Here is a 21,921-nt window from a genome sequence, read left to right as displayed (position 1 = left end):
GTCCGGTGACAAGGTACAGCCTATACCCTGATGCGGCGCCCGCAGAGGCGCGGCAGCAGCAGGGGGAGAGGTCGGCCATGTTCCGTTTCACGCCGCGCCAGTTGGAAATCTTCCTGGCGGTCGGCCGGGCGCAATCCTTCCGCCAGGCGTCGGAAAACCTGCGCATATCGCAAGCCGCCGTCAGCGAGCAGATGCGGGCGTTGGAACAGCAGGTCGGCGCCACCCTGTTCCACCGCAGGGCGGGGCGCAGCATGAGCCTGACGCCCGAAGGCGAACGGTTCCGGGAAGGAGTCATGGCCTTCGCCCAGAAGGGGCATGAACTGGGACGGCTGTTCCGGGGAGCGGCCCCGCAGAAGGTGCGCATCTTCATCGGCACCTTCCTGCTCAACGAATATGTGCGCCCGGCGCTGCCCCGATTCCTGATGGAGAATAGCGACATCGCGCTCGACTTCGTGCACAACGAGTCGGGCGCGGACGTCGACGACCAGGTGGCGCGGGGCATGCTGGACTGCGCGATATTCTCCCGCCCGCAATCCGATCCGCCGGGCGCGTTCGAACCGATCTTCGCTGAGCCGGCCTTCGTGTTCGCGACGCGCGAGCTGCGCGACCGGGCGCAGGCGCAGGGATTGCAGTCGCTGCCCTTCATCAGTTGGAACATTCCGCCGCTGCGAAGCTGCGACCAACTGCGCATGCTGGCCTCGGTCGGCATCATGCAGCCGACGCTGCACAGCGAGGTGCAGCATCATGAGGTCGCGGTGGAACTGGCCACGCAGGGCGCGGGCGCGGTCATCATGCTGCATTCCACGGTGCAGCGGCTGGATTGCGGGCACCGGCTGGTGCCCATCGTCAAGGTCGGCACCTGGGAAAGGCGGCTGTTCCTGTCCCAGTCGCTCGACCAGGGCATGCGCGACCGCCTGGCATTGTTCTTTCGCGAGATAGTCGGAAACGGGGAGCCGCGCCGAGGGGGAGGCCGGCCGGGAAGCGCCTGACCGGCGGGGCCGCCACGGCTGGAGGTCGATACAGCCCTAGGACCGATCGACATTCAGTTCAGGGCGAGCCGTTTTCTGTGACCCGGAGCGCAGCGTACTTAAAGTACGTGAGCACCGGAAGCACGGGAAACTGCCATTTGCAGGCCGTTATGGGCTGAATGTCGATCGGCCCTAGGGCAGCTTCCTGACGGCGCCGAGATAGTCCCTCTTGCCCAGGGGCACTCCGCTCGCCCGCAGGATGTCATAGGCCGTGGCGGCATGGAAATAGAAGTTGGGCTGGGAAAAGCTCAGCAGGAAATCCTTGCCCAGCAGGTTCCAGCGCAACTTGTCGCCGATGGTGAAGGTCATCTGCCTTTCGCTGAGGCCCTCCACATCGGCAATCTCTAGCGCCCGGAGCGCGTCGATGGTTTCGGCCATCCGGGCGGCCAATCCTTCGAAACTGTCGGGCGGCATCGTTTGGTCGGGCGAGAAATTTCCGCTCTGGACGCCGCGGATCGCCCCGATCGAATGCACGGCGCAGCTTTTCACCTGATAGGCGAAGTCCAGCATGTCGGGCGCGAGTTTCGCCTGAAGCAAATGTTCGTGGGGAAGGGCGTGCTGATCGCAATAAGTCTTCGCCTTCGCCACCAGCCGCGAGACCGATTCCAGGATCTGGAGGCAGCCGGGCACGAAGGCGTCATACAGCGTCATCATGGATATTGAACCTCCGGCTGGACAGTGGAAGGATCAGCAATGACCGATCCTGTCGGGGCCGTAAACATTTTCCGAATGGCCGGGCGATTCCGCCGGACTGTCGCAGCCTAACGCCGCCGGTAGCGAAAGTACCAGACCTCATGGCCGAGCTTGCGGGCCTTGGCTTCGTAGCGGGTTTCCGGCCAGCCGCCGGGGCGGTTCTGGAAATCCTGGGGGGTGCTGGCCAGCCATTCGAAATCGGGATGGCCGTTCATCACCATCAGCGCCCAGCGCAGATAGACCGGGTGATCCGTGCCGAAGCGAAATTCGCCGCCCGGCTTGAGCTTGCGCGCGATCATCGCGACCGGGCCGGGGTTCATCATGCGGCGCTTGGCATGGCGCGCCTTGGGCCAGGGATCGGGGTGGAGCAGGTAGACGAAGCTGAGCGCGCCGTCGGGGATGCGGGCCAGCACCGACAGCGCGTCGCCCATGTGGAGCCGGACATTGCCCAGCGCCTGGTCGCGGACATGGCCGAGCGCGGTGACGACGCCGTTCAGGAAGGGTTCGCAGCCGATGAAGCCATGGTCGGGCAACAGGTCGGCGCGATAGGCGAGATGCTCCCCGCCGCCGAAGCCGATCTCGAAATGCAGGGGGCGGTCGTAGCCGAACAGGCCGGCGGCGGTGACCTCTCCCTCTTGCGGGACGGAGAGGGCGGGGAGCAGGGCGTCGACCAGCTCCTGCTGCCCCTTGCGGAGCTTGTGCCCGGACTGGCGGCCGTAGAGGCGGTTGAGCGTGGTGGGATCGCCGGATTTATGCGCTGTCATGCGCGGGCGGATAGAGCATTTTCGAGGCGAGTGAAATCACCTGCCGGATCGAAAATGAGGGACGGGCGAGAAGGGGCGCGGCGTCGTGGGGGCGCCTCCTGTCCCCGGTGTTGAGGAGATGGCGCCGGGGACAGGAGGCTGAGGCCCGGCGCCGTGGGCGGGCGCCGGGCTTGTTCCATTGGGGGGCGATGGGTGAGGGCCGATGCGAACCCGTCAGGTCACTTGCCTTTGGCGAAGCGGCCCTCGGCGTCCTTGCATGGCCCGGCCAGCGCGGGGCTGCGCCGCCGACCGGGAGGGCAAGGGCGACAAAGGCGAAAGGTCATAACGGCCCGGTCATCGCATTCCCCTTTGGAAAGAGGGTTGCCGGACCCGACAGGGGTGCGGGTCCGACGGCCTGCTTATGGGCGTTTCGCGGGCGGCGCGCCAATGAACTTTTGGTCATGTTGCCGCCATGCGCGGCCCTGTCAGGCGGCGGGCAGCCGTTCGGCCATGCCGCTGTTCTGCTGCATCATGGCCGCGGCGCGTTCCGTGGCGAAGCGGGTGTCGTCGGCCAGTTTCTTGACCTCGCCCGCGACCACCGCGAAGCCGCGACCGGCCTCCCCGGCGCGGGCGGCCTCTATCCGGGCGTTGAGGGCGAGCATGTTGGTCTGGGCGGCGATGCCCCGGATGGTCGACACGATGTCGGCCAATTGGTTCATCGTCTTTTCCAGCGCGTTCTTCTGCCGCTCCAGATCATGCTGGAGGCGGTGGCTGTCGGCCAGGCGGTGGCGCGCCTCCCGCTCCTGCCGGACCTGGCGGGTGATGTCGGTGGCGATCTTCACGACCTTGCGCGGGGTGCCGTCGGCTCCGAAGACGGGATTGTAGGTGGCCTGCAACCAGATTTCGCGGCCGTCGCGGTCGCGGCGTTCATAGGCGCCCGCGTCGAACGCGCCGGAACCGAGTTTCTGCCAGAAATCGGCATAATCCTGCGATTGGGCATGGTCGGGCGCGCAGAATATCCGGTGGTGCTTGCCGGCGATCTCTTCCAGGCGATAGCCCATCAGGCCCAGGAAATTGGCGTTGGCAGTCAGGATCGTGCCGTCCAGCGCGAATTCGATCACCGCCTGGCTGCGGTTGAGGGCGGCCCATGCGGCTTCGGCGCCGTTGGTGCCGTAAGAAAGGGAAGAGGCCAAACCATGTCTCCTAATCCACGCTACGCTAAACGAGCCATGGTTAAGGAACGGTGAGGATGAAGGAAAAGGGGTCGCCGAACGACTGGCAACCCCTTGATGTACCTTTATAACCCAGGCTAAAGCGCGGCCCTGAGTTTCTCCACCAGATCGGTGCGTTCCCAGGGGAAGAAGTCGCCTTCCGGCTTGCGGCCGAAATGGCCGTAGGCGGCGGAGGGCTGGTAGATCGGCTTGTTGAGGCCGAGATGCGTGCGGATGCCGCGCGGGGTGAGGCCGCCCAGTTCCTTGATGCCCTTGATCGCCTGTTCGATCCGGTCGTCGCCGACGGTGCCGGTGCCGTGGGTGTCGACATAGAGGGAGAGCGGCTCGGAAACGCCGATGGCGTAGGCGAGCTGGATGGTGCAGCGCTTCGCGAGACCGGCGGCGACGATGTTCTTCGCGAGGTAGCGGGTGATATAGGCGGCCGAGCGGTCGACCTTGGTCGGGTCCTTGCCGCTGAACGCGCCGCCGCCATGGGGCGATGCGCCGCCATAGGTGTCGACGATGATCTTGCGGCCGGTGAGGCCCGCGTCGCCGTCCGGGCCGCCGATTTCGAAGCTGCCGGTCGGGTTGATGTGGTAGACGGTCTCGTCGCTGAGCAGGTTGGCGGGCATGACTTCCGCGACCACGCCCTTCACGTAATTTTTGAGTTCGGCTTCCTTCGCGCCCTCGTCATAGCCCGGCGCGTGCTGGGTCGAGACGACGATGGCGGTGGCGGCGGCGGGCTTGCCGTTTTCGAAGCGGAGCGTGACCTGGCTCTTCGCGTCCGGCTCCAGGAAGGGGGCGCGGCCGCTGTGGCGGTCGGCGGCCATCTTCGCCAATATCTTGTGGCTGTAGTCCAGCGTGGCGGGCATGAGGTCGGGCGTCTCGTCGCAGGCGAAGCCGAACATGATGCCCTGGTCGCCCGCGCCTTCATCCTTGTTGCCCGCCGCGTCGACGCCCTGCGCGATGTGGGCGGACTGGCCGTGGAGGTTGTTTTCGAAGCGGAAGCTTTCCCAGTGGAAGCCGTCCTGTTCGTAGCCGATGCGCTTCACCGTTTCGCGGACGGTGCGTTCGATCTCTTCCTGCGCGCCGGGGGCCCAGGCGCCGTCCTCATAGACGCCCTTGCAGCGGATTTCGCCCGCGAGGACGACGAGCTGGGTCGTGGTCAGCGTTTCGCAGGCGATGCGGGCTTCGGGGTCTTTCGACAGGAACAGGTCGACGATGGCGTCGGAAATCTGGTCCGCGACCTTGTCGGGATGGCCTTCGGAAACGGATTCCGAGGTGAAGAGATAGTTGTTGCGCATGGGACTCCCGTTAGCAGGCTGTTCGAGCAAGCGACATAAAGAAAAGTTTATGTGGCTATTAGCGGGTCGATCTGCGGGTGGCAATGGCCAGCAGGACGAGCGCGGCCATGAAGGCGAAGGACGCCCAGTTGCCGAGGCGGGAGAAGAGCGTCGGCGGCAGGGGAGAGGGGAGCGCGGTGTCGAGGAAACCGGCGCGGTGGTGGGCGATGCGGCCGAGGATCTGGCCGCGCGCGTCGATCACCGCCGAGACTCCCGTGGGGGTGGAGCGGATGATGGGAATCCCCTCCTCCAGGGCGCGGAGGCGGGCTTGGGCGAGATGCTGGACCGGGCCCCAACTGCCGAACCAGGCGTCGTTGGAGGGGTTGAAGAGGAAGTCGGGGCGATTGGCCCTGTCCACCACCTGGCCGGAGAAGATGATCTCATAGCAGATCTGCACGCCCATCCTGAGCGGGGGGCGGCCGAGCGTTGCGGGCAGGGTCAGGCTTTGCGGGCCGGGGCCGGGCCAGAAATCGACTGCGCCGGGGACCAGGCGGGACAGGCCGAGCGGCTGGAGGATGTTCCGCATCGGCAGATATTCGCCATAGGGGACGAGGTGGGACTTGTCGTAGCGGCCGCGCAATCGGGCCTTCGCGTCCACGATGAACAGGCTGTTGTTCGCGCCGGAAAGGGCGTTTTCCGTGATGCCGTCCTTTTCGACCTGCTGGAAATAGACCTTCGTCGCGCCGGTCATGAGGAGGTCGCCGGGGCCGAGAAGGGCCGCGAGGCGGGCGCGCCAGTCGGGTTCCAGGTCGAGATAGGCGGGGATGGCGGCTTCGGGCCAGAAGATCAGGCGCGGGGCCGGGCGGGGGGTGCCGGAAAGAGTGGCGAGGGTCTGGAAATGGGCCTGTTCCAGTTCGGGGGAATATTTCTCGTCCTGGCCGATATTGGGTTGGACCACGCGGATTCTGGGCGCGCCTGAGGGGGTCGGTGGGGCAGGGGAGAGATTGCCCCACAGGGCCAGGGCGACGAGGGGGGCGGTGAGGGCGGCGGCTGGGCGGAACTGGCGGCGGAGGGTGAGGAGGATGGCGCCGGATGCCAGGATCGCGAGCGCGCCGAGGCCGTAGGTGCCGATCAGGGTGGAGGCGATCGCCATGCCGGTGGGGAGGAGGGTGACGCCCAGCGGGTTCCACGCGAAGCCGGTGAAGAGGGTGGCGCGGAGATATTCGGAGGCGAGCCAGGTGGCGGCGAAGAGGAGGGTTGTCGTGAGGATAGTGGCCTCGCTTCGCTCGGTGCCCACCCCCGGCCCCTCCCGCTTGCGGGAGGGGAGATGATAGGCTGCGAGTGTAGCCAGTGCGGGATAGACGGCCAGGTAGAGGGACAGGAGGATCACCGCGCCATAGCCGAACCAGTGGGGCATCGCGTCCTGGAAGGTGAAGGCGTGGGCGATCCAGTTGAGGCCCAGGGTGAAATGGCCGACGCCGAACAGCCAGCCGCGCAGGAAAGCGCCGCGGCGGTCGGGCGCGCGTCCGATCAGGAGAATGAGGAGCGCGAAGCAGGCCAAGGTGACCGGCCAGAGCCTCAGCGGCTCGAAGCCAGTCGCCGACAGGAAACCGGCGAGCAGGGCGGCAAGGTTCGGGAAGCGGGACAATATGTCCTTCATGCCGTCGCCGGTCAGCGCAGCGTGGCCATGGTGGCGTTGCTGCACTTGTCGCTCTTGTCCCCGCCGCCGGACAGGGCCGAGGCGGCGATGAAGCCGCCGACCAGCAGCACCAGGAAGGCGGCGGAGAGCAGGCCGAGATATTTCTCTATGAACGCCTTGATCGGGCGGCCGAACTTCCAGAACAGGAAGCCCACCAGCATGAACTGGAAGGCGCGGCTGAGGATGCTGGCCCAGAGGAAGGTGAACAGCGACAGGCCTATGAAGCCCGCCGTGATGGTGATCAGCTTGAAGGGGATGGGCGTCGCGCCCTTGATCAGGATGATCTCCGCCCCGTAATCGCGCAGGTAGCAGGCGGCGACGGGGAATTTGGCGGCGAGGCCGAGGGCGTGCAATATCTGCTGGCCGACCGTTTCATAGAGGAAATGGCCGATGGCATAGCCGAACAGCCCGCCCAGGACAGAGGCGATGGTGCAGATCAGCCCGAAGCGGATCGCGCGTTCCGGGCGGGCGAGGCACATCAGGCCCAGCAGCGGGTGCGGCGGGATGGGGAAGAAGCTGCTTTCCATAAAGCTGATGGCGAAGAGCCAGCGTTCGGCGTGGGCGTGGGCGGCTTTCGCCAGCGTCCATTGGTAGAGCTTTGTGAGCATCGGGTTGAGGCCCTAGCCGAACTGCCTTCAGGCCGCCAGTGCTTTTGCCGGGACGATCGTCTGCTGCGGCGGGTGGAGGGGATGGAGGGGGGCAGGTCCGATGAAGAGGCGGGGCGCAAGTCCATGGGCGGGCGCGTGGGGAAGCGACAGGGCCTTGATTGGCGCGGGGTCGCGGCGCTAGCTTCGTCCTGTAGGAGACGCATATGCTTGGCATGGGAGAGGGCGCCTGCCCCTTTGAGTTCAATACCGATCCGGCGACGTTCAAGGTTGGGGATCAGGTCAGCTATCGGGTGACGGGCAGCCTGGAGGGCATGCCCTTTGCCGGCGTGCTGCTGGAGGTGCATGAGGACCATGTGGTGCTGACGTCCGACCCCGACGACAAGGCGAGCCGGATGCGGGCGACCCGGGAAAGCCGTCCTGTCGTCCGGGAGGAGGACGTCTGTTGACGCCACGGCGTTGACGGCGCGGCGGCGTCTGGGCATGACCCCTTATGAGTCCGGCCCGGCGCATCCGAGTGAATTTGACCTTATCCCTTCCCTCCCAATGGCGCGAGCGCGGCGGCGGATTGCTGCTGGCGCTGCTGTTCAACGGGTTGCTGCTGCTGGCGTTGCTGACGCTGGCGCCGGAGCCGGTGATCCGGCTGCCGGACCTGCGCAATCCGGTGACGTTCGAGATGGCGCCCGCGCCCAAGGCGGAGAAGGCGCGGAGCAAGGCCGAGAAGAGCGAGAAGAAGAAGCAGGAGAAATCGGCGCAGCGGCAGGTGCAGCAGCCGGTGGTCAAGCGCGACCGTCCCGTGGTGAAGCCGACCGAGCAGCAGCCCTCGCCGCTGCCCTTCCTGGTGCTGGACAGCCAGCAGATGGCGTCCGCCGACATCGGCAGGATGGCGAAGAAGGGCGCGGCCGACGGCGCGACGGGGCAGGGCAACAGCGCGGCGGTGGCGGGGCCGGGCGAGGGGCCGGGCGGCGTGCAGTTGTTCGATGCGGAATGGTACAGGCGGCCGAGCCATGCGGAACTGGCGGGCTATCTGCCCGCCAATGCGCCCGGCAGCGGCTGGGGTCTGGTGGCGTGCAAGACGGTGGATCATTATCATGTCGAGAACTGCCAGGCGCTGGGGGAATCGCCGATGGGGTCCGGCTTTGCCAAGGCGGTTCGGCTGGCGGCCTGGCAATTTCTGGTGCTGCCGCCGCGGGTCAACGGCAAGGTGATGGTCGGGAGCTGGGTTAGGATCAGGATCGACTATACGCGCAGCGTGGCCGGGGCGGACGATGTGGGGCGGTGAACCGGAGACGGGTATTTTAACCCATATGGAACATTTTTGTTGACATCGTCACGCTGTTCTGGCACATAGGTCGACATTGGGAAAATGTGAGTCGCCGATGAGGCGGTGAAGGGCTGGTCCTTGGCGGGGTCGGCCCTTTTGCTTTGCATGCGGGGGATTGGCTGTGGCGGACGGAGAGCGGAAGAGGAGCCGGTTCGGCGGGCGGGCCGACGCGCCCGATCGGGTGCTGGCGCTGGAGAATGGGCCGCAGGGGGCGCTGGGCGTCGCGCCGCAGATGCGGGCGGTGCGCAGGAATGGCTGGACGCCGGCGCTGCGGCAGAAGTTCCTGGAGACGCTGGCGCAGACCTGCAACGTCAGCGAGGCGGCGCGGGTCGTCGGGCGGAATTTGTCGACCGTCTATTATCTGAAACGGCGCGATCCGGCCTTTGCGCGGGCGTGGAAGCAGGCGCTGAGCATCGGGCATGAGGAGTTGCGGGCGCTGATGCTGCGGCAGGCGCTGTTCGGCACGGAGGATGAGGAGATCGTGCTGGACGGCGACGGGGCGGTCAAGAGCCGGAAGATCAAGCGGGGGCATCCGCACATGATCCAGGCGCTGCTGTTCAGGGCGCATGAGAAGGAGGTGGAGGAGATGCAGCGGCTGGAGAGCGTGGAGCGGCCGGACGGCGAGGATGCGGTGGAGCGGTTGCGGGCGGCGCTGGATGAGGTACGGAAGCGGAGTGGGGGGTAGGGGATTTTTGGGTGGATTCCCGTCATTCCCCCTCCCGCAAGCGGGAGGGGGCTAGGGGGTGGGCTGGCGCAACATTCGCGTTGTTTTGCAACGGCCAAGTCAGAAGCTTCCCCGGATCAAGTCCGGGGTCGCGCCCACCCCTAACCCCTCCCGTTTACGGGAGGGGAATGTCTTGGGATGGCCATTTCAGGTCGTCTCTTCAGGGGGCGTAGCGGAGGTGGATCAGGGGGTAGGGGCGGCCCTGGCCGTCCTGGTCGGAGCGGCCGGTGCGGGCGAAGCGCATGGCTTCGTAGAAGCCGATCGCCTGCGCATTCTGTTCGTTGACGTCGGTGGTGAGCGTGGGGTGGAGCGACAGGGCGTGGTCGACCAGTTGGCGGCCGACGCCCTTGCCGCGCCATGCGGGGTCGATGAACAGCGCCTCCATATGCGCGCCGTCGATCAGCATGAAGCCGATGGCTTGATCGTCCGGGTCGGTGGCGAGCCAGGCGGGCGCCTGGGGGAGGAAGGCGGCGACCTCCGCCTCTATCGCGGTGCGGTCTGCCGGCGTCAGGAAATCATGGGTCGCGTCGACGGCCTTGCGCCAGATGTCGAGCATGCGGGCGCCGTCGGCGGCGCGGGCGGGGCGGATCGAACTCATGGCGGGCATATAGGGGCGTGGGCCGGATCGGCCAAATCGACGTCCTTGGAAAATCGATGAATGGAGGCGGGCGCATGGCTCTTTCGGATTTCGAGCGGCTGGCGCATCTGCCGGAGGCGGCGCGCGAGCGGGTGCTGGCTGGGCTGGGCGCGGCGGCGGCCGATGCGCTGGCGCATGACTGGCGCTGGCTGGCGCGGCCGGAGCAACTGGCGCCCGAAGGGGACTGGCGCATCTGGCTGATGCTGGCGGGGCGCGGGTTCGGCAAGACGCGGGCCGGGGCGGAGTGGGTGCGCTCGGTCGCGGAGAGCGATCCCAAGGCGCGGATCGCGCTGGTCGGCGCGACGCTGGGCGAGGCGCGGGCCGTGATGGTGGAGGGAGCGTCGGGCATATTGGCCGTCGCGCCCTGGTGGAACCGGCCGGTCTTCGCGCCGGCGCTGCGCAAGCTGGTGTGGCGCAATGGCGCGGTGGCGACTTTGTTCGGGGCGGCGGAGGCGGAGGGGCTGCGCGGGCCGCAGTTCAGCCATGGCTGGGCCGACGAGATCGCCAAATGGGCGGGCGGGCAGGCGGCGTGGGACAATCTGATGATGGGGATGCGGCTGGGTGGCGCGCCGCGCGTGCTGGCGACGACGACGCCCCGGCCCGTTCCCCTCGTGCGGGGGCTGGTGGCGCGGGACGGCGGCGACGTGGTCGTGACGCGGGGGCGGACGGCGGACAATGTCGCGCATCTGGCGGACGGTTTTCTGGCGGCGATGGAGCGGAACTATGGCGGCACGCGGCTGGGGCGGCAGGAATTGGATGGCGAGCTGATCGAGGAGGTCGAGGGCGCGCTGTGGAGCCGCGATCTGCTGGAGCGGTGCCGGGTGGCGCATGTGCGGGGGACTCTGGCGCGGGTGGTGGTGGCGGTCGATCCGCCTGCCTCGGCGCATGGGGATGCCTGCGGGATCGTCGTGGTCGGGCTGGGGGAGGACCGGCGGGCCTATGTGATTGCCGACGCGACCGTGGAGGGCGCGACGCCGGAGGGCTGGGCGCGGGCGGTGGCGGCGGCGGCTTTGGTGCATGGCGCGGACCGGGTGGTGGCGGAGGCCAATAATGGCGGGGCCATGGTCGGGAGCGTGTTGCGGGCGGCGGAGGCCGCGCTGCCGGTGCGGCTGGTGCATGCGAGCCGGGGCAAGGTGGCGCGGGCGGAGCCGGTGGCGGCCCTGTATGAGGCCGGGCGGGTCGTGCATCGCGGCGGCTTTCCGGCGCTGGAGGACCAGTTGTGCGGGTTGATGCTGGGGGGCGGCTATGTGGGGCCGGGGCGGTCGCCGGATCGGGCCGATGCGCTGGTCTGGGGGTTGACGGAGTTGATGTTGGGGAAGCGTGGGGAGGCGCGGGTGAGGGGGTTTTAGGGGGTTTTGGGGGAGATGGACCATTCTATTCCTCCCCATCGGTAGATGGGGAGGGGGACCGCCGCTGAAAGCGGTGGTGGAGGGGAATGGGGCACGACCTCCGCATTTCCCCTCCACCACTCGCTTCGCGAGTTGAATGGAGGCACGTGACTCCATTCAACCCCCTCCCCATGCTTCGCATGGGGAGGAATTGGAGAGGCCTCGGCCCCCTGACGTTGCGAATTATTGCGGGGGTGGAATGAGGGAACAAGGGTTCGGGGTTCTGCGTAGTCTGTCCGTGTGATTTTTGAGGAGATTGGGTCATGAAATGGGCCGGATGGATGATGGCTGCGGGTGGGCTGGCTTTGGTGAGTGGGCCGGTGATGGCGGCTTCGCTGAGCAGCAAGGAGCGGGCGCGGGTGGCGCGGGCGGCTCCGCGGGATCGGGACGATGTGCGTTATTGTCTGCTCCAGGCGAAGAAGGGGCGGGACAAGGGGACGGTGATCGGGGCCGCTGGCGGCGCTGGCGTCGGGGCCCTGGCCGGGGGGAGTTTGGGCGAGTCCTTGCTGGCCGGTGCGGCGGGGGCCGTGGCCGGGCGCGTGATCGGGAAGAGCGAGGGGACGAATTCGGCCTGCGATCGGGTTCTGGCTCGCAATCCCTAGGGTTTTGGAAGGGGGCTGCCCCCCTCCAAGTTTCGGTAGGCGGCTGAGCGCCGCCAACCTTCACTATCCTCCCCCCGTTCCGGAGGGAGGATTTTTTGTGGGTGGGGTTTCATGAAATTTTTCGGGGTGAAGGCGGCGCGGGAAAGTGCGCGGCCGGTGTTGGCGCGGGCCTGGGGTTCGGGCGGGGTGGCGCTGGGCGAGTGGCCCGCCAGCTATGAGGCGCAGGTGCGGGCCGGGGTGGTCGGCAATCCGGTGGCGCAGCGGGCTTTGCGGCTGGTGGCGGAGGGGGCTGGCGGGACGGCCCTGATTGTCGGCGGCGTGGGCGAGGATGAGCGGCGGCGGGTGAAGGCGCTGGTGACGCGCTGTTCTTCGGGGCAGTCGCTGGTGGAGACGCTGGCGAGCCATTTGCTGCTGCACGGCAACGCCTATGTGCAGGTGATGACCGGCGCGGATGGGGCGCCGGTGGAACTCTATGCGCTGCGACCGGAGCGGGTGAGCGTGGAGCCAGATGCGCGGGGGTGGCCGGCGGCTTACCTCTATCGCGTGGGGGAGAGCGTGACGCGGCTGTCGCCGGAGGATGGCGCCGGGCGGACGGGGATCGTCCATCTGAAGGCGCTGCATCCGCTGGACGATCATTATGGGCTGGGCTGCGTGGGCGCGGCCGCGGGAGCGGTGGCGATCCACAATGCGGCGACGGTTTGGAACAAGGCGCTGCTGGACAATGCGGCGCGGCCTTCGGGGGCGATGGTCTATGATCCGGGCGACGGGTCGGTGATGGCGCCGGACCAGTATGAGCGGGTGAAGCGCGAGATGGAGATCGCCTTTTCGGGCGCGGCCAATGCCGGGCGGCCGATGCTGCTGGAGGGCGGGCTGGACTGGAAGGCGATGAGCCTGACGCCCGCCGAGATGGATTTCGTGGGGCTGAAGGCGGCGGCGGCGCGGGAGATCGCGCTCGCCTTCGGGGTGCCGCCGATGCTGATGGGGCTGCCGGGGGACAATGCCTATGCCAATTATCGCGAGGCCAATCGGGCGCTTTGGCGGCAGACGATCCTGCCGTTGATGGCGAAGATCTGCGGCGGGCTGGCGCAGGGGTTGCAGGGGTGGTGGCCGGAATTGCGCCTGGATGCGGATCTGGATGCGGTGCCTGCCTTGTTCGAGGAGCGGAGTGCGATCTGGGAGCGGGTCGGGGGGGCGGACTTTCTGTCGGCGGAGGAGAAGCGGGCGGTTTTGGGGATTGGGTGAGGGTGGTTCTGGTTCTGTGGTTTCTCGACCTTGGCCTGTCCTGAGCGCCTGCCGCAGGCGGGCAGTCGAAGGGCTCGAAACGAACGGGGGTTTGTTAGTTCGACAGGAACGGAGGTTCGTTAGCTCGAAATGAACGGGTGTGGGATTGGAGGCGGGCGATGAAATATGATGGGGAGATGCTGGCGCGGCTGGTGGCGCAGGCAGAGGCGCAGCCGGTGGCGGCGGACATGCTGATGATCCGGGCGTTGATCGAGGAGGCGAGCGAATTGGGCGCGGGGCGGGCGTTGGAGCGGTTGGGGCTGGCGGATCGCGGGGCGCAGGACGACGTGCGGGAATTGCGCGAGCTGCTGGGCGCGTGGCGCGACGCGAAGAAGGCGGCGCGGGGGGCCGTGGTGGCGTGGGTCGCGCGGGTGGTCATGGCTTTGCTGCTGCTGGGGATGGCGGTGAAGCTGGGGCTGGCGGGGCTGGTGCATGAGTGACGTGCGCTTCGCCGGATATGCGGCGGTGTTCGACCGGGTCGACCGGGGCGGCGACGTGGTGCGGGCGGGGGCCTTTGCCGGGGTGGCGGCGGGGGTGCCCTTGCTGTGGCAGCATCGGCCCGGCGAGGTGATCGGGACGGTCGAGAAGGTCGAGGAGGATGCGCGGGGCTTGCGGGTGATCGGGCGGGTTTCGGGGCGGACGGCTGCCGGGCGGGAGGCTGGGAGGGCCTTGCGCGAGAAAGCTGTGGATGGGCTTTCCTTTGGCTATCGGGTGCGGGAGGCGCGGGGGGTTTCGCCGCGGGAGTTGCTGGACCTGGAGGTGGTGGAGGTGAGCGTCGTGACGCATCCGATGCAGGATCTGGCGCGGGTGATTGCGGTGGAATAGGGGGCCTTACCCCTCATCCAACTTCGCCTAGGCGGCTTTGCCGCCAAGGCTTCGTATCCTTCTCCCGCAAGGGGAGAAGGAGGTGTTCGGGCGGTCCGGTGGGCCGCCCTTTTTCGTGGGAGTGGTGGATGACGGATCAGTTGGAAGCGAGCTTTGACGTGGTGGCGCAGGGGGAGCGTCTTGCCGGGCTGGAGAATGAGGTGGCGGCTTTGCGGGGGGTGCTGCTGGTTCAGCAGAGGCCTGCGCTGGACGGCGTGAAGGGCGGGGCGGTCGATCCGCGCCGGGCGGCCTTTGTCGAGCGCTATGTGCGGCAGGGGCTGGAGGCTGGAGTGGAGCTCAAGAGCTTTTCCGGGGCTTCGGGCGCGGCGGGCGGCTATGCGGTGCCGCGGGAGATCGATCAAATCATCGATGCGACGCTGAAGGGGATTTCGCCCATTCGCGCCATCGCCAATGTCGTGCGCACGGGGACGGCGGGGTATCGCAAGCTGGTGACTTCGGGCGGCATCGTGTCGGGCTGGGCCAGCGAGACGGGGGCGCGGGCGGAGACGGCCACGCCCAGTTTCAACGAGATCGTGCCGCCTTCGGGCGAGCTTTACGCCAATCCGGCGGCGTCGCAGGCGATGCTGGACGATGCGCGGTTCGATGTCGAAGGCTGGCTGGCGGGGGAGATTGCCCGCGAGTTCGCGGCGGCGGAGGGGGCGGCCTTCGTCAACGGCAATGGGACGAACAAGCCGAAGGGTTTCCTGACCTATGCCGCCACCAATGAGGCCGACAGCGTGCGGGCCTTCGGGTCGCTGCAATATGTGGCTTCGGGGGCTTCGGGGGCCTTTGCGGCTTCGGGGCCGGACAAGCTGATCGACCTGGTGCAGGCGCTGCGGACGCCTTACCGGCAGGGGGCTTGCTTCGTGATGAATTCGGCAACGCTGGCGGTCATCCGCAAGATGAAGACGAGCGACGGCGCGTTCATCTGGCAGCCTTCCCTTGCAGCGGGACAGCCGGCGACCCTGCTGGGCTATCCGGTGGTCGAGGCGGAGGACATGCCGGACATCGCCGCGGGTTCGCTGTCGATCGCGTTCGGCAATTTCCAGGCGGGCTATGTGATCTCCGAACGCAGCGAGACGAGCATTTTGCGCGATCCGTTCAGCAACAAGCCGTTCGTGCACTTCTACGCGGTGAAGCGGATCGGCGGGGCCGTGGCGAATTCGGAGGCGATCAAGCTGATGAAGTTCGCGGCTTCCTGATCACCCCTCATCCAACTTCGCCTAGGCGGCGTTGCCGCCAAGGCTTCGTATCCTTCTCCCACAAGGGGAGAAGGAAAGACTGGGGGCGTCCTGTGGGCGTCCCCTTTTTTCCGGGGAGGGGCCATGTTGGCGGATCTCAAGGCCTGGTTGCGGATCGGGTCGGATGATGAAGATGGCGTGCTGGAGCGGCTGTTGGGGAGCGCTTCGGGGCTTTGCGAGCAGTTTATCGGGCAGTGGCTGGTGGTGCGGGAGGCTTCCGAGACCATCGTGGCCGATGGAAGCTGGCGGCGGCTGACGGCGCGGCCGGTGGTGGCGATATTGGGCGTGGAGGTGGAGGGCGTCGCCTTGGCGCCGGGGGCCTATGCGGTCGATATCGATGCCTCCGGTGACGGCTGGGTGCGGGCGCGGCTGGTGGATGGGCCGGGCAAGGTGACGGTGCGCTATCGGGCGGGGCTGGCGGCGGATGCCGAGGGGCTGCCTGAGGCGATCCGGCAGGGGATCGTGCGGCTGGCGGCGGAGCATTTCACGGCGCGGGACGGGGAGGCGGCGACGCCGCCCGCCGTGGTGAGCGCCCTGTGGCGGCCCTGGCGGCGGATGCGGCTGGCGTGAGGGCGCGGCTCTGGGCACTGGTGGAGGCGCGGATCGCGGTGCGGCGGCGGCGGATTGCCGCGGCGGCTTTGGCGGCCGGGGTTGAGGAGGCGCGGGTCGAGGGGGATGCCGTGCGCCTGTCCGGGGTTGGGCTGAGGCGGCGGTGGATGGGCGATCTGGGGTTGCGGGAAGCGGGGAGAGGGCGATGAGCGCGGAGGTGGCGGTGCGTGGCGCGCTGGTGGCGGCGCTGCGCGGGGATGCGGCATTGATGGCGGGGCTGAACGGGCTGTTCGACGGTGCGCCGGGGCGGGCAAGCGCGCCCTATGGCGTGGTGGGGGACTGTATCGCGCTGGATTGGGGCGCGAAGGATCTGGACGGGCGGGAGCTGGTGGTGACGGTCAGCCTGTTCGATGCGGGGGAAGCGCCTGCGCGGCTGGCGGGATTGTTGGCGCGGGTGGATGCTGTTTTGCGCGGGCTTGGGCTTGCGGGGGGCTGGCGGGTCGTCGGGGCGCGGCTGGTTCGCTCGCGGGTGGCGCGGACTGGGGCGCGGGACGGGTGGCAGGCTTTGGTGGATTATCGGGTGCGGGTGGTGGGGGTGTGAGGGCCGCGGCTTTACAGCGCTGAGGGTGTTTCTTCCGGATAGGGCGGAAGCTCGCTGCGCTCGCACCCACCCCTAGGCCGTATCGACATTCAGAAGCTGGCGAGCCGAAAATGGTGGTTTTCCGTGACCCGGAGCGGAGCGTACTCAAAGTACGTGAGCACCGGAAGCACGGGATTGAAGCGAGGCACGTGACTCGCTTCAACCATTTGCAGGCCGCCAGGGCTCAATGTCGATACGGCCTAGCCCACTCCCTTGAAAGGGAGGGGAATGTTGGGGGTCAGGACTTCGAATAGTCTTCATATTCTCCGATGATCTTGTCGCGATATTCGCTGATCTGGTCGTCGGCGTCCGATTGGGCGTCCTTTTCCGACATGCCGCTCGACCTGTCGTCCGCGACGATGGCGGTGCGGAAGGCGGCTTCCTTCGCGCCGCATTCCGTCTTCAGCACGGCCTGGAAATCGCCGAGCGACAGTTTTTTGTCGATGGCGGGCTGAATCTGTTTCGACAGGCATTCCGAATAGGCCTTGCGGCCATTGCCGACGGCGTCGCCGCTTTGCGGGGCGGCGGCCAGCAACAGCATCAGGGGGATGGTCACGAACATATTGGCCTCTCTCCAAATCCCGATTCTTGCACGGTTTATCTTAGAGGAGAATGCGCCATGGGCGTGGAAAAAGGAAGCGCGTTTCTGTTGAAAATAGGCGATGGCGGGGCGCCGGCGGCCTATGCGACCGTGGCCGGGATGCGGACCACGCAACTGTCCGTCAATGGCGAGGCGGTGAACGTCACGCACAAGGGGTCGGGCGGCTGGCGCGAATTGCTGTCGGGCGCGGGGGTGCGATCCGTCAGCGTGTCGGCGGCGGGCATATTCACCGGATCGGCGGCGGAGGTGCGGCTGCGCAACCATGCGCTGGCCGGAACCGTCGAGGATTATGAGCTGAGCTTCGAAAGCGGCGAGAAGATGCGGGGCCGCTTCCTGGTGACGCGGCTGGACTATGCCGGGGATTATAATGGGGAGCGCAACTATGCGCTGAGCCTGGAAAGTTCCGGGCCGGTGGTGTCGCTGTGAGCGGGGGCAATGGTGCCCCAGCTAACAGTGCTCGCGGCGAGGCCGCGCTGGAACTGGGTGGGGAGCGCTTTGTGCTGCGGCCCAGTTTCGCGGCTTTGGTGGCGGCTGAGGAGGAATTGGGACCGTTGTTCGCGCTGGTGGAGCGCGCCGCCGACGGGAAGCTGTCGCTTGGCGAGATGGCCGGGCTGTTCTGGCATTGCCTGGCGGAGCCGCCCGCGGGGCTGACGCGGGAGGCGCTGGGCGAGGCGATCGTGGCGGCGGGGCTGGCGAAGCTGACGCCGGTTCTGCGGGGGATATTGGGACAGATATTGGGGGGACGATGAGCTTTTTCAAAGCGGCGGCGCGGCTGGCGGGGGTCGCGGGGTGGCTGCTGGGATGGCGGCCGGAGGAATTCTGGCGGGCTACCCCGGCGGAGTTGGAGAGCGTGTTGCGGGCGGCTCGCGGCGAAGAGGACGAGGCGCGCGCCGGGATGGATCGGGGGGAGTTGGAGAGGTTGCGGGCTGGGATGCCGGATTGAGGTTGGGGGTGACTGCGCTTCTCGACCCTGGCCTGTCCTGAGCGCCTGCCGCAGGCGGACAGTCGAAGGGATCGAAACGAACGGGGGTGATGGAAGGGGCGGGAATTCAGTTCCAGCGTTTGGACTGGGCCCCTGCCTTCGCAGCGCACTTTGTTCTTCAGCGTGTTTTTTTGGGGGTCGGGATGGACGAGGAGATCGACGATCTGGTCGTGCGGGTGCGGGCGGATAGGCAGGCTTTTGCGCGGGATGTGGAAGCCATGCGGGGAACGCTGGAGGGGCCTTTGGCGAGCGGTGCGGAGCGGGCTGGGCGGCGGATCGAGCAGGGATTGCTGCGGGCCGTGCGGACCGGCCAGTTCGGGTTCGAGGAATTGAAGGCCATCGCGCTGCGCGTGCTGGACGACATTGCGGCCAATGCCTTGCGGGCCGGGATAGGCAGCATCGGCGGGGACGGCGGGTTGATCGGCTTGGCTGCTTCGGCGCTGGGATTGCCGGGGCGGGCGACTGGCGGGCCGGTGGCGCCGGGGCGGGCCTATGTCGTCGGGGAGCGGGGGCCGGAGGTCTTCGTGCCTACGACGAGCGGGCAGGTCGTTCCCAATGGCGCGGGCGTCCGGGACGTGCGGCTTTCCATCGCGGTGCAGGGGCAGGGCGCGGACAGCGCCCGGTTGTTGGCGCGCAGCGCGCGGCAGGTGGCGCGCGCGGTGAGGGGGGCGATCAGCGGATGAGCGGGCTTGGATATTGGCTGGCCGATGCGCGGCGGGGGCAGGAAACGCGGTTCATGAAGCGCTTTGCGCCGACGCATTGGACCGTCAATTTTCCCCGGCCGATGATGGCGAGCGTCGTCACCGCCGCACCGGATGCGTTGCGGGTGGATGCCGTCTTCTATGGGTCGGGGGATCTGGCGGGGCTGATCTGGGAGGCGGAGGACAAGTGGAGCCATGCCCTGCTGGCCTATGAGACGGATCGGGATTTTCGCGATTGCGTGCTGCGCTTTCGCTGGCGGAGCGGCGGGCTGCGGCGGCTGGACGAGACGCATGGGCCGACGCTGACCATTGAGGGGAGGGACGCGGCCGGGCATGCGCGGGCCTGGTATGTGCGCTTGTGGAACTATGCGAGCGGCGGGCCAGAAGATGCTGTGATCGCATTGGATTTTTCCGCGATCAGGAGCGGATTCCTGCTGGCCGAGGGCGAAGACGTCTGGGCGGGCGACGTGGACCGGATGTTCATCTCGCTCGCCGCGCCGGGCTATGATGCGGGGAGCGCCGCCTTCGCCGCGGCGGTTGAGGGATGGTGCGAGCTTTCGGAGATAAGCTGCGACGGCGCCGGGTCGGTGCTGCGCGTGGGCGATGTGGTGCTGCCCGAACATGGGCTGTCGATGGCGACCGGCTATGACGACTGCTTCAACCAGACGCCGGAGCGGATCGTCGCGTCGATCCATGCGCTGGGCTATCGCGGGGACATCAATCATTATGTCGGGATGAGCCATTATTTCCGGCTCGAACCGCTGGGCGGCGGATTTTACATCAGCCTGGCGGGCGGGGTGCTGAACGCGCCCTGCGCCGCCTGGCATGCGGACTTCGCACAGCGGGCCAAGGCGCTGGGGCTGGGGGTGATCTGGTCGCTTTCCTATGAATTGTTCGACGCGCATTGCTGGAACGACTGGAAGCAGCGGGCGGAGGATGGTTCTCCCGCGCTGACGGGCTGGTCGCCGCCTTCGACCCTGCTTTCCCCCGCGCATGACGGGGCGATGAGCTATTTGCGGCTGGTGGCAGGGGCCTTTGTTTCCATTGGCTTGACGGCTGGATTGGAGATCAGGTTTCAGGTGGGCGAGCCATGGTGGTGGGTGATGCCCGCGGACGGGCGCATCTGCCTGTATGACGATGCGGCGCGGGCGGCGTTCGGCGCGGCGCTGGTGTCCATCCCGGACGTGCGGGGGACGCTGAGCGCCGGGCAAAAGGCGCTGCTGGACCGGGCGGGCGAAGTGCTGGCAGCATCGACGGCGGCGCTCTGCGCCTGGGTGAAGGGGGTGGCGCCGGGGGCGGTGACGCATCTGCTCGCCTATCTGCCGACCGTGCTCGATCCGCTGGCGCCGGAGGCCAAGCGGGCGAACATGCCGGTGGGATGGGCGTCGCCGGCCTTCGATGTGTTGCAACTGGAAGATTATGACTGGGTGACGCAGGGGCGCGAGCGGCTGACGGCGCGGGGCGTGGAGCTGGCGGTGGAGCGGCTCGGCTATCCGGTCGAGGCGCAGCATTATCTTTCGGGTTTCGTGCTGCGCGGGGAGGATGCCGCGCAATGGCGCGAGATCGCGGCGGCGGCCGATGCGGCGATGCGGCGGGGGACGGCGGCGACCTTTATCTGGGCGCTGCCCCAGGTGGCGCGGGATGGCTTCACCTGCTTCAGATTATATGGGGAGGAAGATGTGCAAGCCTTTGACGATGTGTCCTTTCCCTTGAGCGTCGGGCGGGAGGCGAGCGTTTCGCCGGCTTTCTCCACGCAGGTCGTGGAGAGCGTCTCGGGGCATGAGCGGCGGAGCAGCGACTGGGCGGATGCGCGCCTGTCCTTCGATGCCGGGCCGGGCGTGCGGTCGGAAGCGGACATGGCGGCGCTGATCGCCTTCTTCCGGGCGCGGCGCGGGGCGGCGCGGGGATTCCGCTTCAGCGATCCCTATGACGACCGCAGTTGCGCCATGGGGGAGGCGCCGGGGCCTTTGGACCAGCGTCTGGGGTTGGGCGACGGCGTTCGGGCGGAGTTTCCGTTGCAGCGCTTCTACGGCGCTGGCGAGGAGGCGCAGGCGCGGCGGATCACGCGGCCGGTGGCGGGGACCATCAGGGTCGCCGTGGATGGCGTGGAGATGGCGGGCGGCTGGAGCCATGCCGGGCTGGGCGTGATCGCCTTCGACGTCGCGCCTGCCGAGGGGGCTGTGCTGACCGCCGGTTTCCGCTTCGACGTGCCGGTGCGCTTTGCCGAGGACCGGCTGGACATCAACCGGGCGACCTTCGCGGCGGGCGAGGCGCCCTCCGTGCCATTGGTGGAGATCAGGGAATGAGCGGCCTGGAGGCGTTGGGGAAGCCGCTGGCGACGCTGGCCTTTTGCTGGCGGATCGAGCGGCGGGACGGGGTGACGATCGGGCTGACGAGCCATGATCGCGATCTGGAGATCGGCCATCTGCTCTATCGCGCGGCGCCGGGGATGACGCCTTCCGCCGTGCGCAGCGGCATCGGAGTGGAGGGCGCGGACAGCGATGTCGAGGGCGCGCTGGTGGCGGATGCGATCAGCGAGGCGGATTTGGCGGCGGGGCGCTGGGAGGGGGCCGGGCTGGAGTTGCGGCTGACCGAGTGGGAGGCGCCGGGCGACCTATGGCTGCTGCTGGCGCGGGGGGAGATCGGGGCCGTGACGCGCAAGGCGGGAGCCTTTTCGGCGGAGCTGGTGGGCGCGATGGCGGCGCTCAAGGCTTCGGTCGCGCCCTCCACTTCGCCGGACTGCAGGGCTGTGCTGGGAGACAGGCAATGCCGGGTCGACCTGGCCGGGCGGCGGCGCGTGGTGGCTGTCGGCGCGGTCGAGGATGCGGTGGCGAGCGTGGCCGGGCTGGAGCCGGGGGCCTATGCCTTCGGGACGTTGCGATGGCTGACCGGGGCCAATGGCGGGATAATCCAAGGGGTGATCGACAATGGCGCCGAGGATGTCAGCCTGGCCGATCCGCCGCCCTTTGCGGTGGAGGCGGGCGCCCTGGCGCTGCTGACCGAGGGGTGCGACCGGCAGTTGGCGACCTGCGTCGGCCGGTTCGGCAATGCCGTGAATTTTCGCGGGGAACCCTATCTGCCGGGGACGGATTTGCTGACGCGCTATCCGGGGGCGGCTTGAGCGG

General features: G+C 67.8%; 27 protein-coding genes. 19 read left to right on the top strand and 8 right to left on the bottom strand.

Annotated elements, in window-relative coordinates:
* Positions 1 to 77 precede the first annotated feature (77 nt).
* The gene (locus tag SIDU_RS08375; protein WP_007684811.1) at positions 78 to 989 is read left to right on the top strand and encodes a LysR family transcriptional regulator; all 912 of its coding nucleotides are present in this window, start codon (positions 78 to 80) and stop codon (positions 987 to 989) included.
* A gap of 171 nt (positions 990 to 1,160) precedes the next feature.
* On the opposite strand, the gene SIDU_RS08370 is transcribed toward SIDU_RS08375, so the two are convergent.
* The 6 genes from SIDU_RS08370 to SIDU_RS08345 form a co-directional block, all read right to left on the bottom strand.
* Positions 1,161 to 1,682: a DUF1993 domain-containing protein gene (locus SIDU_RS08370; protein WP_007684812.1), complete on the bottom strand. Its 522-nt coding sequence runs from the start codon at positions 1,680 to 1,682 to the stop codon at positions 1,161 to 1,163.
* 107 nt (positions 1,683 to 1,789) lie between these two features.
* A complete protein-coding gene (gene trmB, locus SIDU_RS08365; protein WP_007684815.1) occupies positions 1,790 to 2,485 on the bottom strand; it encodes a tRNA (guanine(46)-N(7))-methyltransferase TrmB in 696 nt (231 codons plus the stop codon).
* Between the two features lie 464 nt (positions 2,486 to 2,949).
* Positions 2,950 to 3,657: a methyl-accepting chemotaxis protein gene (locus tag SIDU_RS20270; RefSeq protein WP_007684817.1), complete on the bottom strand. Its 708-nt coding sequence runs from the start codon at positions 3,655 to 3,657 to the stop codon at positions 2,950 to 2,952.
* Positions 3,658 to 3,773: 116 nt separating this feature from the next.
* Positions 3,774 to 4,979: a methionine adenosyltransferase gene (metK, locus tag SIDU_RS08355; protein WP_007684819.1), complete on the bottom strand. Its 1,206-nt coding sequence runs from the start codon at positions 4,977 to 4,979 to the stop codon at positions 3,774 to 3,776.
* Positions 4,980 to 5,037: 58 nt separating this feature from the next.
* On the bottom strand, positions 5,038 to 6,618 hold the full coding sequence (gene lnt / locus SIDU_RS08350; RefSeq protein WP_073507131.1) for an apolipoprotein N-acyltransferase: 1,581 nt from the start codon (positions 6,616 to 6,618) through the stop codon (positions 5,038 to 5,040).
* Between the two features lie 11 nt (positions 6,619 to 6,629).
* Positions 6,630 to 7,265, bottom strand: coding sequence for a YqaA family protein (locus tag SIDU_RS08345; protein WP_007684114.1), 636 nt, complete (start codon positions 7,263 to 7,265; stop codon positions 6,630 to 6,632).
* A gap of 203 nt (positions 7,266 to 7,468) precedes the next feature.
* On the opposite strand from SIDU_RS08345, the gene SIDU_RS08340 reads away from it, so the two are divergent.
* From SIDU_RS08340 to SIDU_RS08330, 3 genes are all read left to right on the top strand, one after another.
* The gene (locus SIDU_RS08340; protein WP_007684113.1) at positions 7,469 to 7,711 is read left to right on the top strand and encodes a hypothetical protein; all 243 of its coding nucleotides are present in this window, start codon (positions 7,469 to 7,471) and stop codon (positions 7,709 to 7,711) included.
* A gap of 44 nt (positions 7,712 to 7,755) precedes the next feature.
* Positions 7,756 to 8,544: a hypothetical protein gene (locus tag SIDU_RS08335; RefSeq protein ID WP_174550389.1), complete on the top strand. Its 789-nt coding sequence runs from the start codon at positions 7,756 to 7,758 to the stop codon at positions 8,542 to 8,544.
* A gap of 163 nt (positions 8,545 to 8,707) precedes the next feature.
* Positions 8,708 to 9,271: a hypothetical protein gene (locus SIDU_RS08330; protein WP_007684109.1), complete on the top strand. Its 564-nt coding sequence runs from the start codon at positions 8,708 to 8,710 to the stop codon at positions 9,269 to 9,271.
* 199 nt (positions 9,272 to 9,470) lie between these two features.
* On the opposite strand, the gene SIDU_RS08325 is transcribed toward SIDU_RS08330, so the two are convergent.
* A complete protein-coding gene (locus SIDU_RS08325) occupies positions 9,471 to 9,917 on the bottom strand; it encodes an acetyltransferase (protein WP_013039645.1) in 447 nt (148 codons plus the stop codon).
* Positions 9,918 to 9,982: 65 nt separating this feature from the next.
* Between SIDU_RS08325 and SIDU_RS08320 the strand changes: the two genes are divergently transcribed.
* From SIDU_RS08320 to SIDU_RS08280, 9 genes are all read left to right on the top strand, one after another.
* Positions 9,983 to 11,296: a DNA-packaging protein gene (locus SIDU_RS08320; RefSeq protein WP_007684105.1), complete on the top strand. Its 1,314-nt coding sequence runs from the start codon at positions 9,983 to 9,985 to the stop codon at positions 11,294 to 11,296.
* A 302-nt stretch (positions 11,297 to 11,598) separates the two neighbouring features.
* A complete protein-coding gene (locus SIDU_RS08315; RefSeq protein WP_007684103.1) occupies positions 11,599 to 11,937 on the top strand; it encodes a hypothetical protein in 339 nt (112 codons plus the stop codon).
* A 111-nt stretch (positions 11,938 to 12,048) separates the two neighbouring features.
* Positions 12,049 to 13,179, top strand: a complete 1,131-nt coding sequence (locus tag SIDU_RS08310) for a phage portal protein (RefSeq protein WP_007684100.1) — start codon at positions 12,049 to 12,051, stop codon at positions 13,177 to 13,179.
* A 158-nt stretch (positions 13,180 to 13,337) separates the two neighbouring features.
* Complete coding sequence (locus tag SIDU_RS08305) at positions 13,338 to 13,658, top strand: DUF6127 family protein (RefSeq protein ID WP_007684098.1); 321 nt, start codon at positions 13,338 to 13,340, stop codon at positions 13,656 to 13,658.
* Positions 13,651 to 14,043 (top strand): HK97 family phage prohead protease, encoded by a 393-nt coding sequence (locus SIDU_RS08300; protein ID WP_007684096.1) that lies wholly within the window; start codon positions 13,651 to 13,653, stop codon positions 14,041 to 14,043. Before SIDU_RS08305 ends, SIDU_RS08300 begins: the two co-directional genes overlap by 8 nt.
* Before the next feature lie 128 nt (positions 14,044 to 14,171).
* Entirely contained in the window at positions 14,172 to 15,284 is a 1,113-nt protein-coding gene (locus SIDU_RS08295; protein ID WP_007684095.1) for a phage major capsid protein, read from the top strand.
* Between the two features lie 123 nt (positions 15,285 to 15,407).
* The gene (locus tag SIDU_RS08290) at positions 15,408 to 15,893 is read left to right on the top strand and encodes a head-tail connector protein (protein WP_007684093.1); all 486 of its coding nucleotides are present in this window, start codon (positions 15,408 to 15,410) and stop codon (positions 15,891 to 15,893) included.
* Positions 15,890 to 16,081: a hypothetical protein gene (locus SIDU_RS08285; RefSeq protein WP_233448186.1), complete on the top strand. Its 192-nt coding sequence runs from the start codon at positions 15,890 to 15,892 to the stop codon at positions 16,079 to 16,081. Before SIDU_RS08290 ends, SIDU_RS08285 begins: the two co-directional genes overlap by 4 nt.
* Positions 16,078 to 16,473 carry a DUF3168 domain-containing protein gene (locus SIDU_RS08280; RefSeq protein ID WP_007684090.1) on the top strand — a complete coding sequence of 132 codons (396 nt, stop codon included), beginning with the start codon at positions 16,078 to 16,080 and terminating at the stop codon, positions 16,471 to 16,473. The genes SIDU_RS08285 and SIDU_RS08280 overlap by 4 nt, the downstream gene beginning before the upstream one ends.
* A gap of 277 nt (positions 16,474 to 16,750) precedes the next feature.
* Here SIDU_RS08280 and SIDU_RS08275 read toward each other — a convergent pair whose 3' ends face one another.
* Positions 16,751 to 17,074, bottom strand: a complete 324-nt coding sequence (locus SIDU_RS08275) for a hypothetical protein (protein WP_007684089.1) — start codon at positions 17,072 to 17,074, stop codon at positions 16,751 to 16,753.
* A gap of 57 nt (positions 17,075 to 17,131) precedes the next feature.
* Between SIDU_RS08275 and SIDU_RS08270 the strand changes: the two genes are divergently transcribed.
* The 6 genes from SIDU_RS08270 (at position 17,132) to SIDU_RS08245 (ending at position 21,917) form a co-directional block, all read left to right on the top strand.
* Positions 17,132 to 17,539 (top strand): phage tail tube protein, encoded by a 408-nt coding sequence (locus tag SIDU_RS08270; protein ID WP_007684088.1) that lies wholly within the window; start codon positions 17,132 to 17,134, stop codon positions 17,537 to 17,539.
* Between the two features lie 71 nt (positions 17,540 to 17,610).
* Positions 17,611 to 17,862, top strand: a complete 252-nt coding sequence (locus SIDU_RS08265; protein ID WP_007684087.1) for a gene transfer agent family protein — start codon at positions 17,611 to 17,613, stop codon at positions 17,860 to 17,862.
* Positions 17,859 to 18,056 (top strand): phage tail assembly chaperone, encoded by a 198-nt coding sequence (locus SIDU_RS08260; RefSeq protein WP_007684086.1) that lies wholly within the window; start codon positions 17,859 to 17,861, stop codon positions 18,054 to 18,056. The genes SIDU_RS08265 and SIDU_RS08260 overlap by 4 nt, the downstream gene beginning before the upstream one ends.
* A gap of 182 nt (positions 18,057 to 18,238) precedes the next feature.
* Complete coding sequence (locus SIDU_RS08255) at positions 18,239 to 18,778, top strand: hypothetical protein (protein ID WP_025772753.1); 540 nt, start codon at positions 18,239 to 18,241, stop codon at positions 18,776 to 18,778.
* Positions 18,775 to 21,102 carry a DUF2460 domain-containing protein gene (locus tag SIDU_RS08250; RefSeq protein WP_007684084.1) on the top strand — a complete coding sequence of 776 codons (2,328 nt, stop codon included), beginning with the start codon at positions 18,775 to 18,777 and terminating at the stop codon, positions 21,100 to 21,102. The genes SIDU_RS08255 and SIDU_RS08250 overlap by 4 nt, the downstream gene beginning before the upstream one ends.
* The gene (locus SIDU_RS08245; RefSeq protein ID WP_007684082.1) at positions 21,099 to 21,917 is read left to right on the top strand and encodes a DUF2163 domain-containing protein; all 819 of its coding nucleotides are present in this window, start codon (positions 21,099 to 21,101) and stop codon (positions 21,915 to 21,917) included. Before SIDU_RS08250 ends, SIDU_RS08245 begins: the two co-directional genes overlap by 4 nt.
* The last annotated feature ends 4 nt before the right edge of the window (positions 21,918 to 21,921 follow it).

The sequence above is a fragment of the Sphingobium indicum B90A genome (assembly GCF_000264945.2).
Taxonomy (GTDB): domain Bacteria; phylum Pseudomonadota; class Alphaproteobacteria; order Sphingomonadales; family Sphingomonadaceae; genus Sphingobium; species Sphingobium indicum.
Note: the sequence above shows the minus strand (reverse complement) of the source record. Positions and strands in the feature narration are given on the sequence as shown.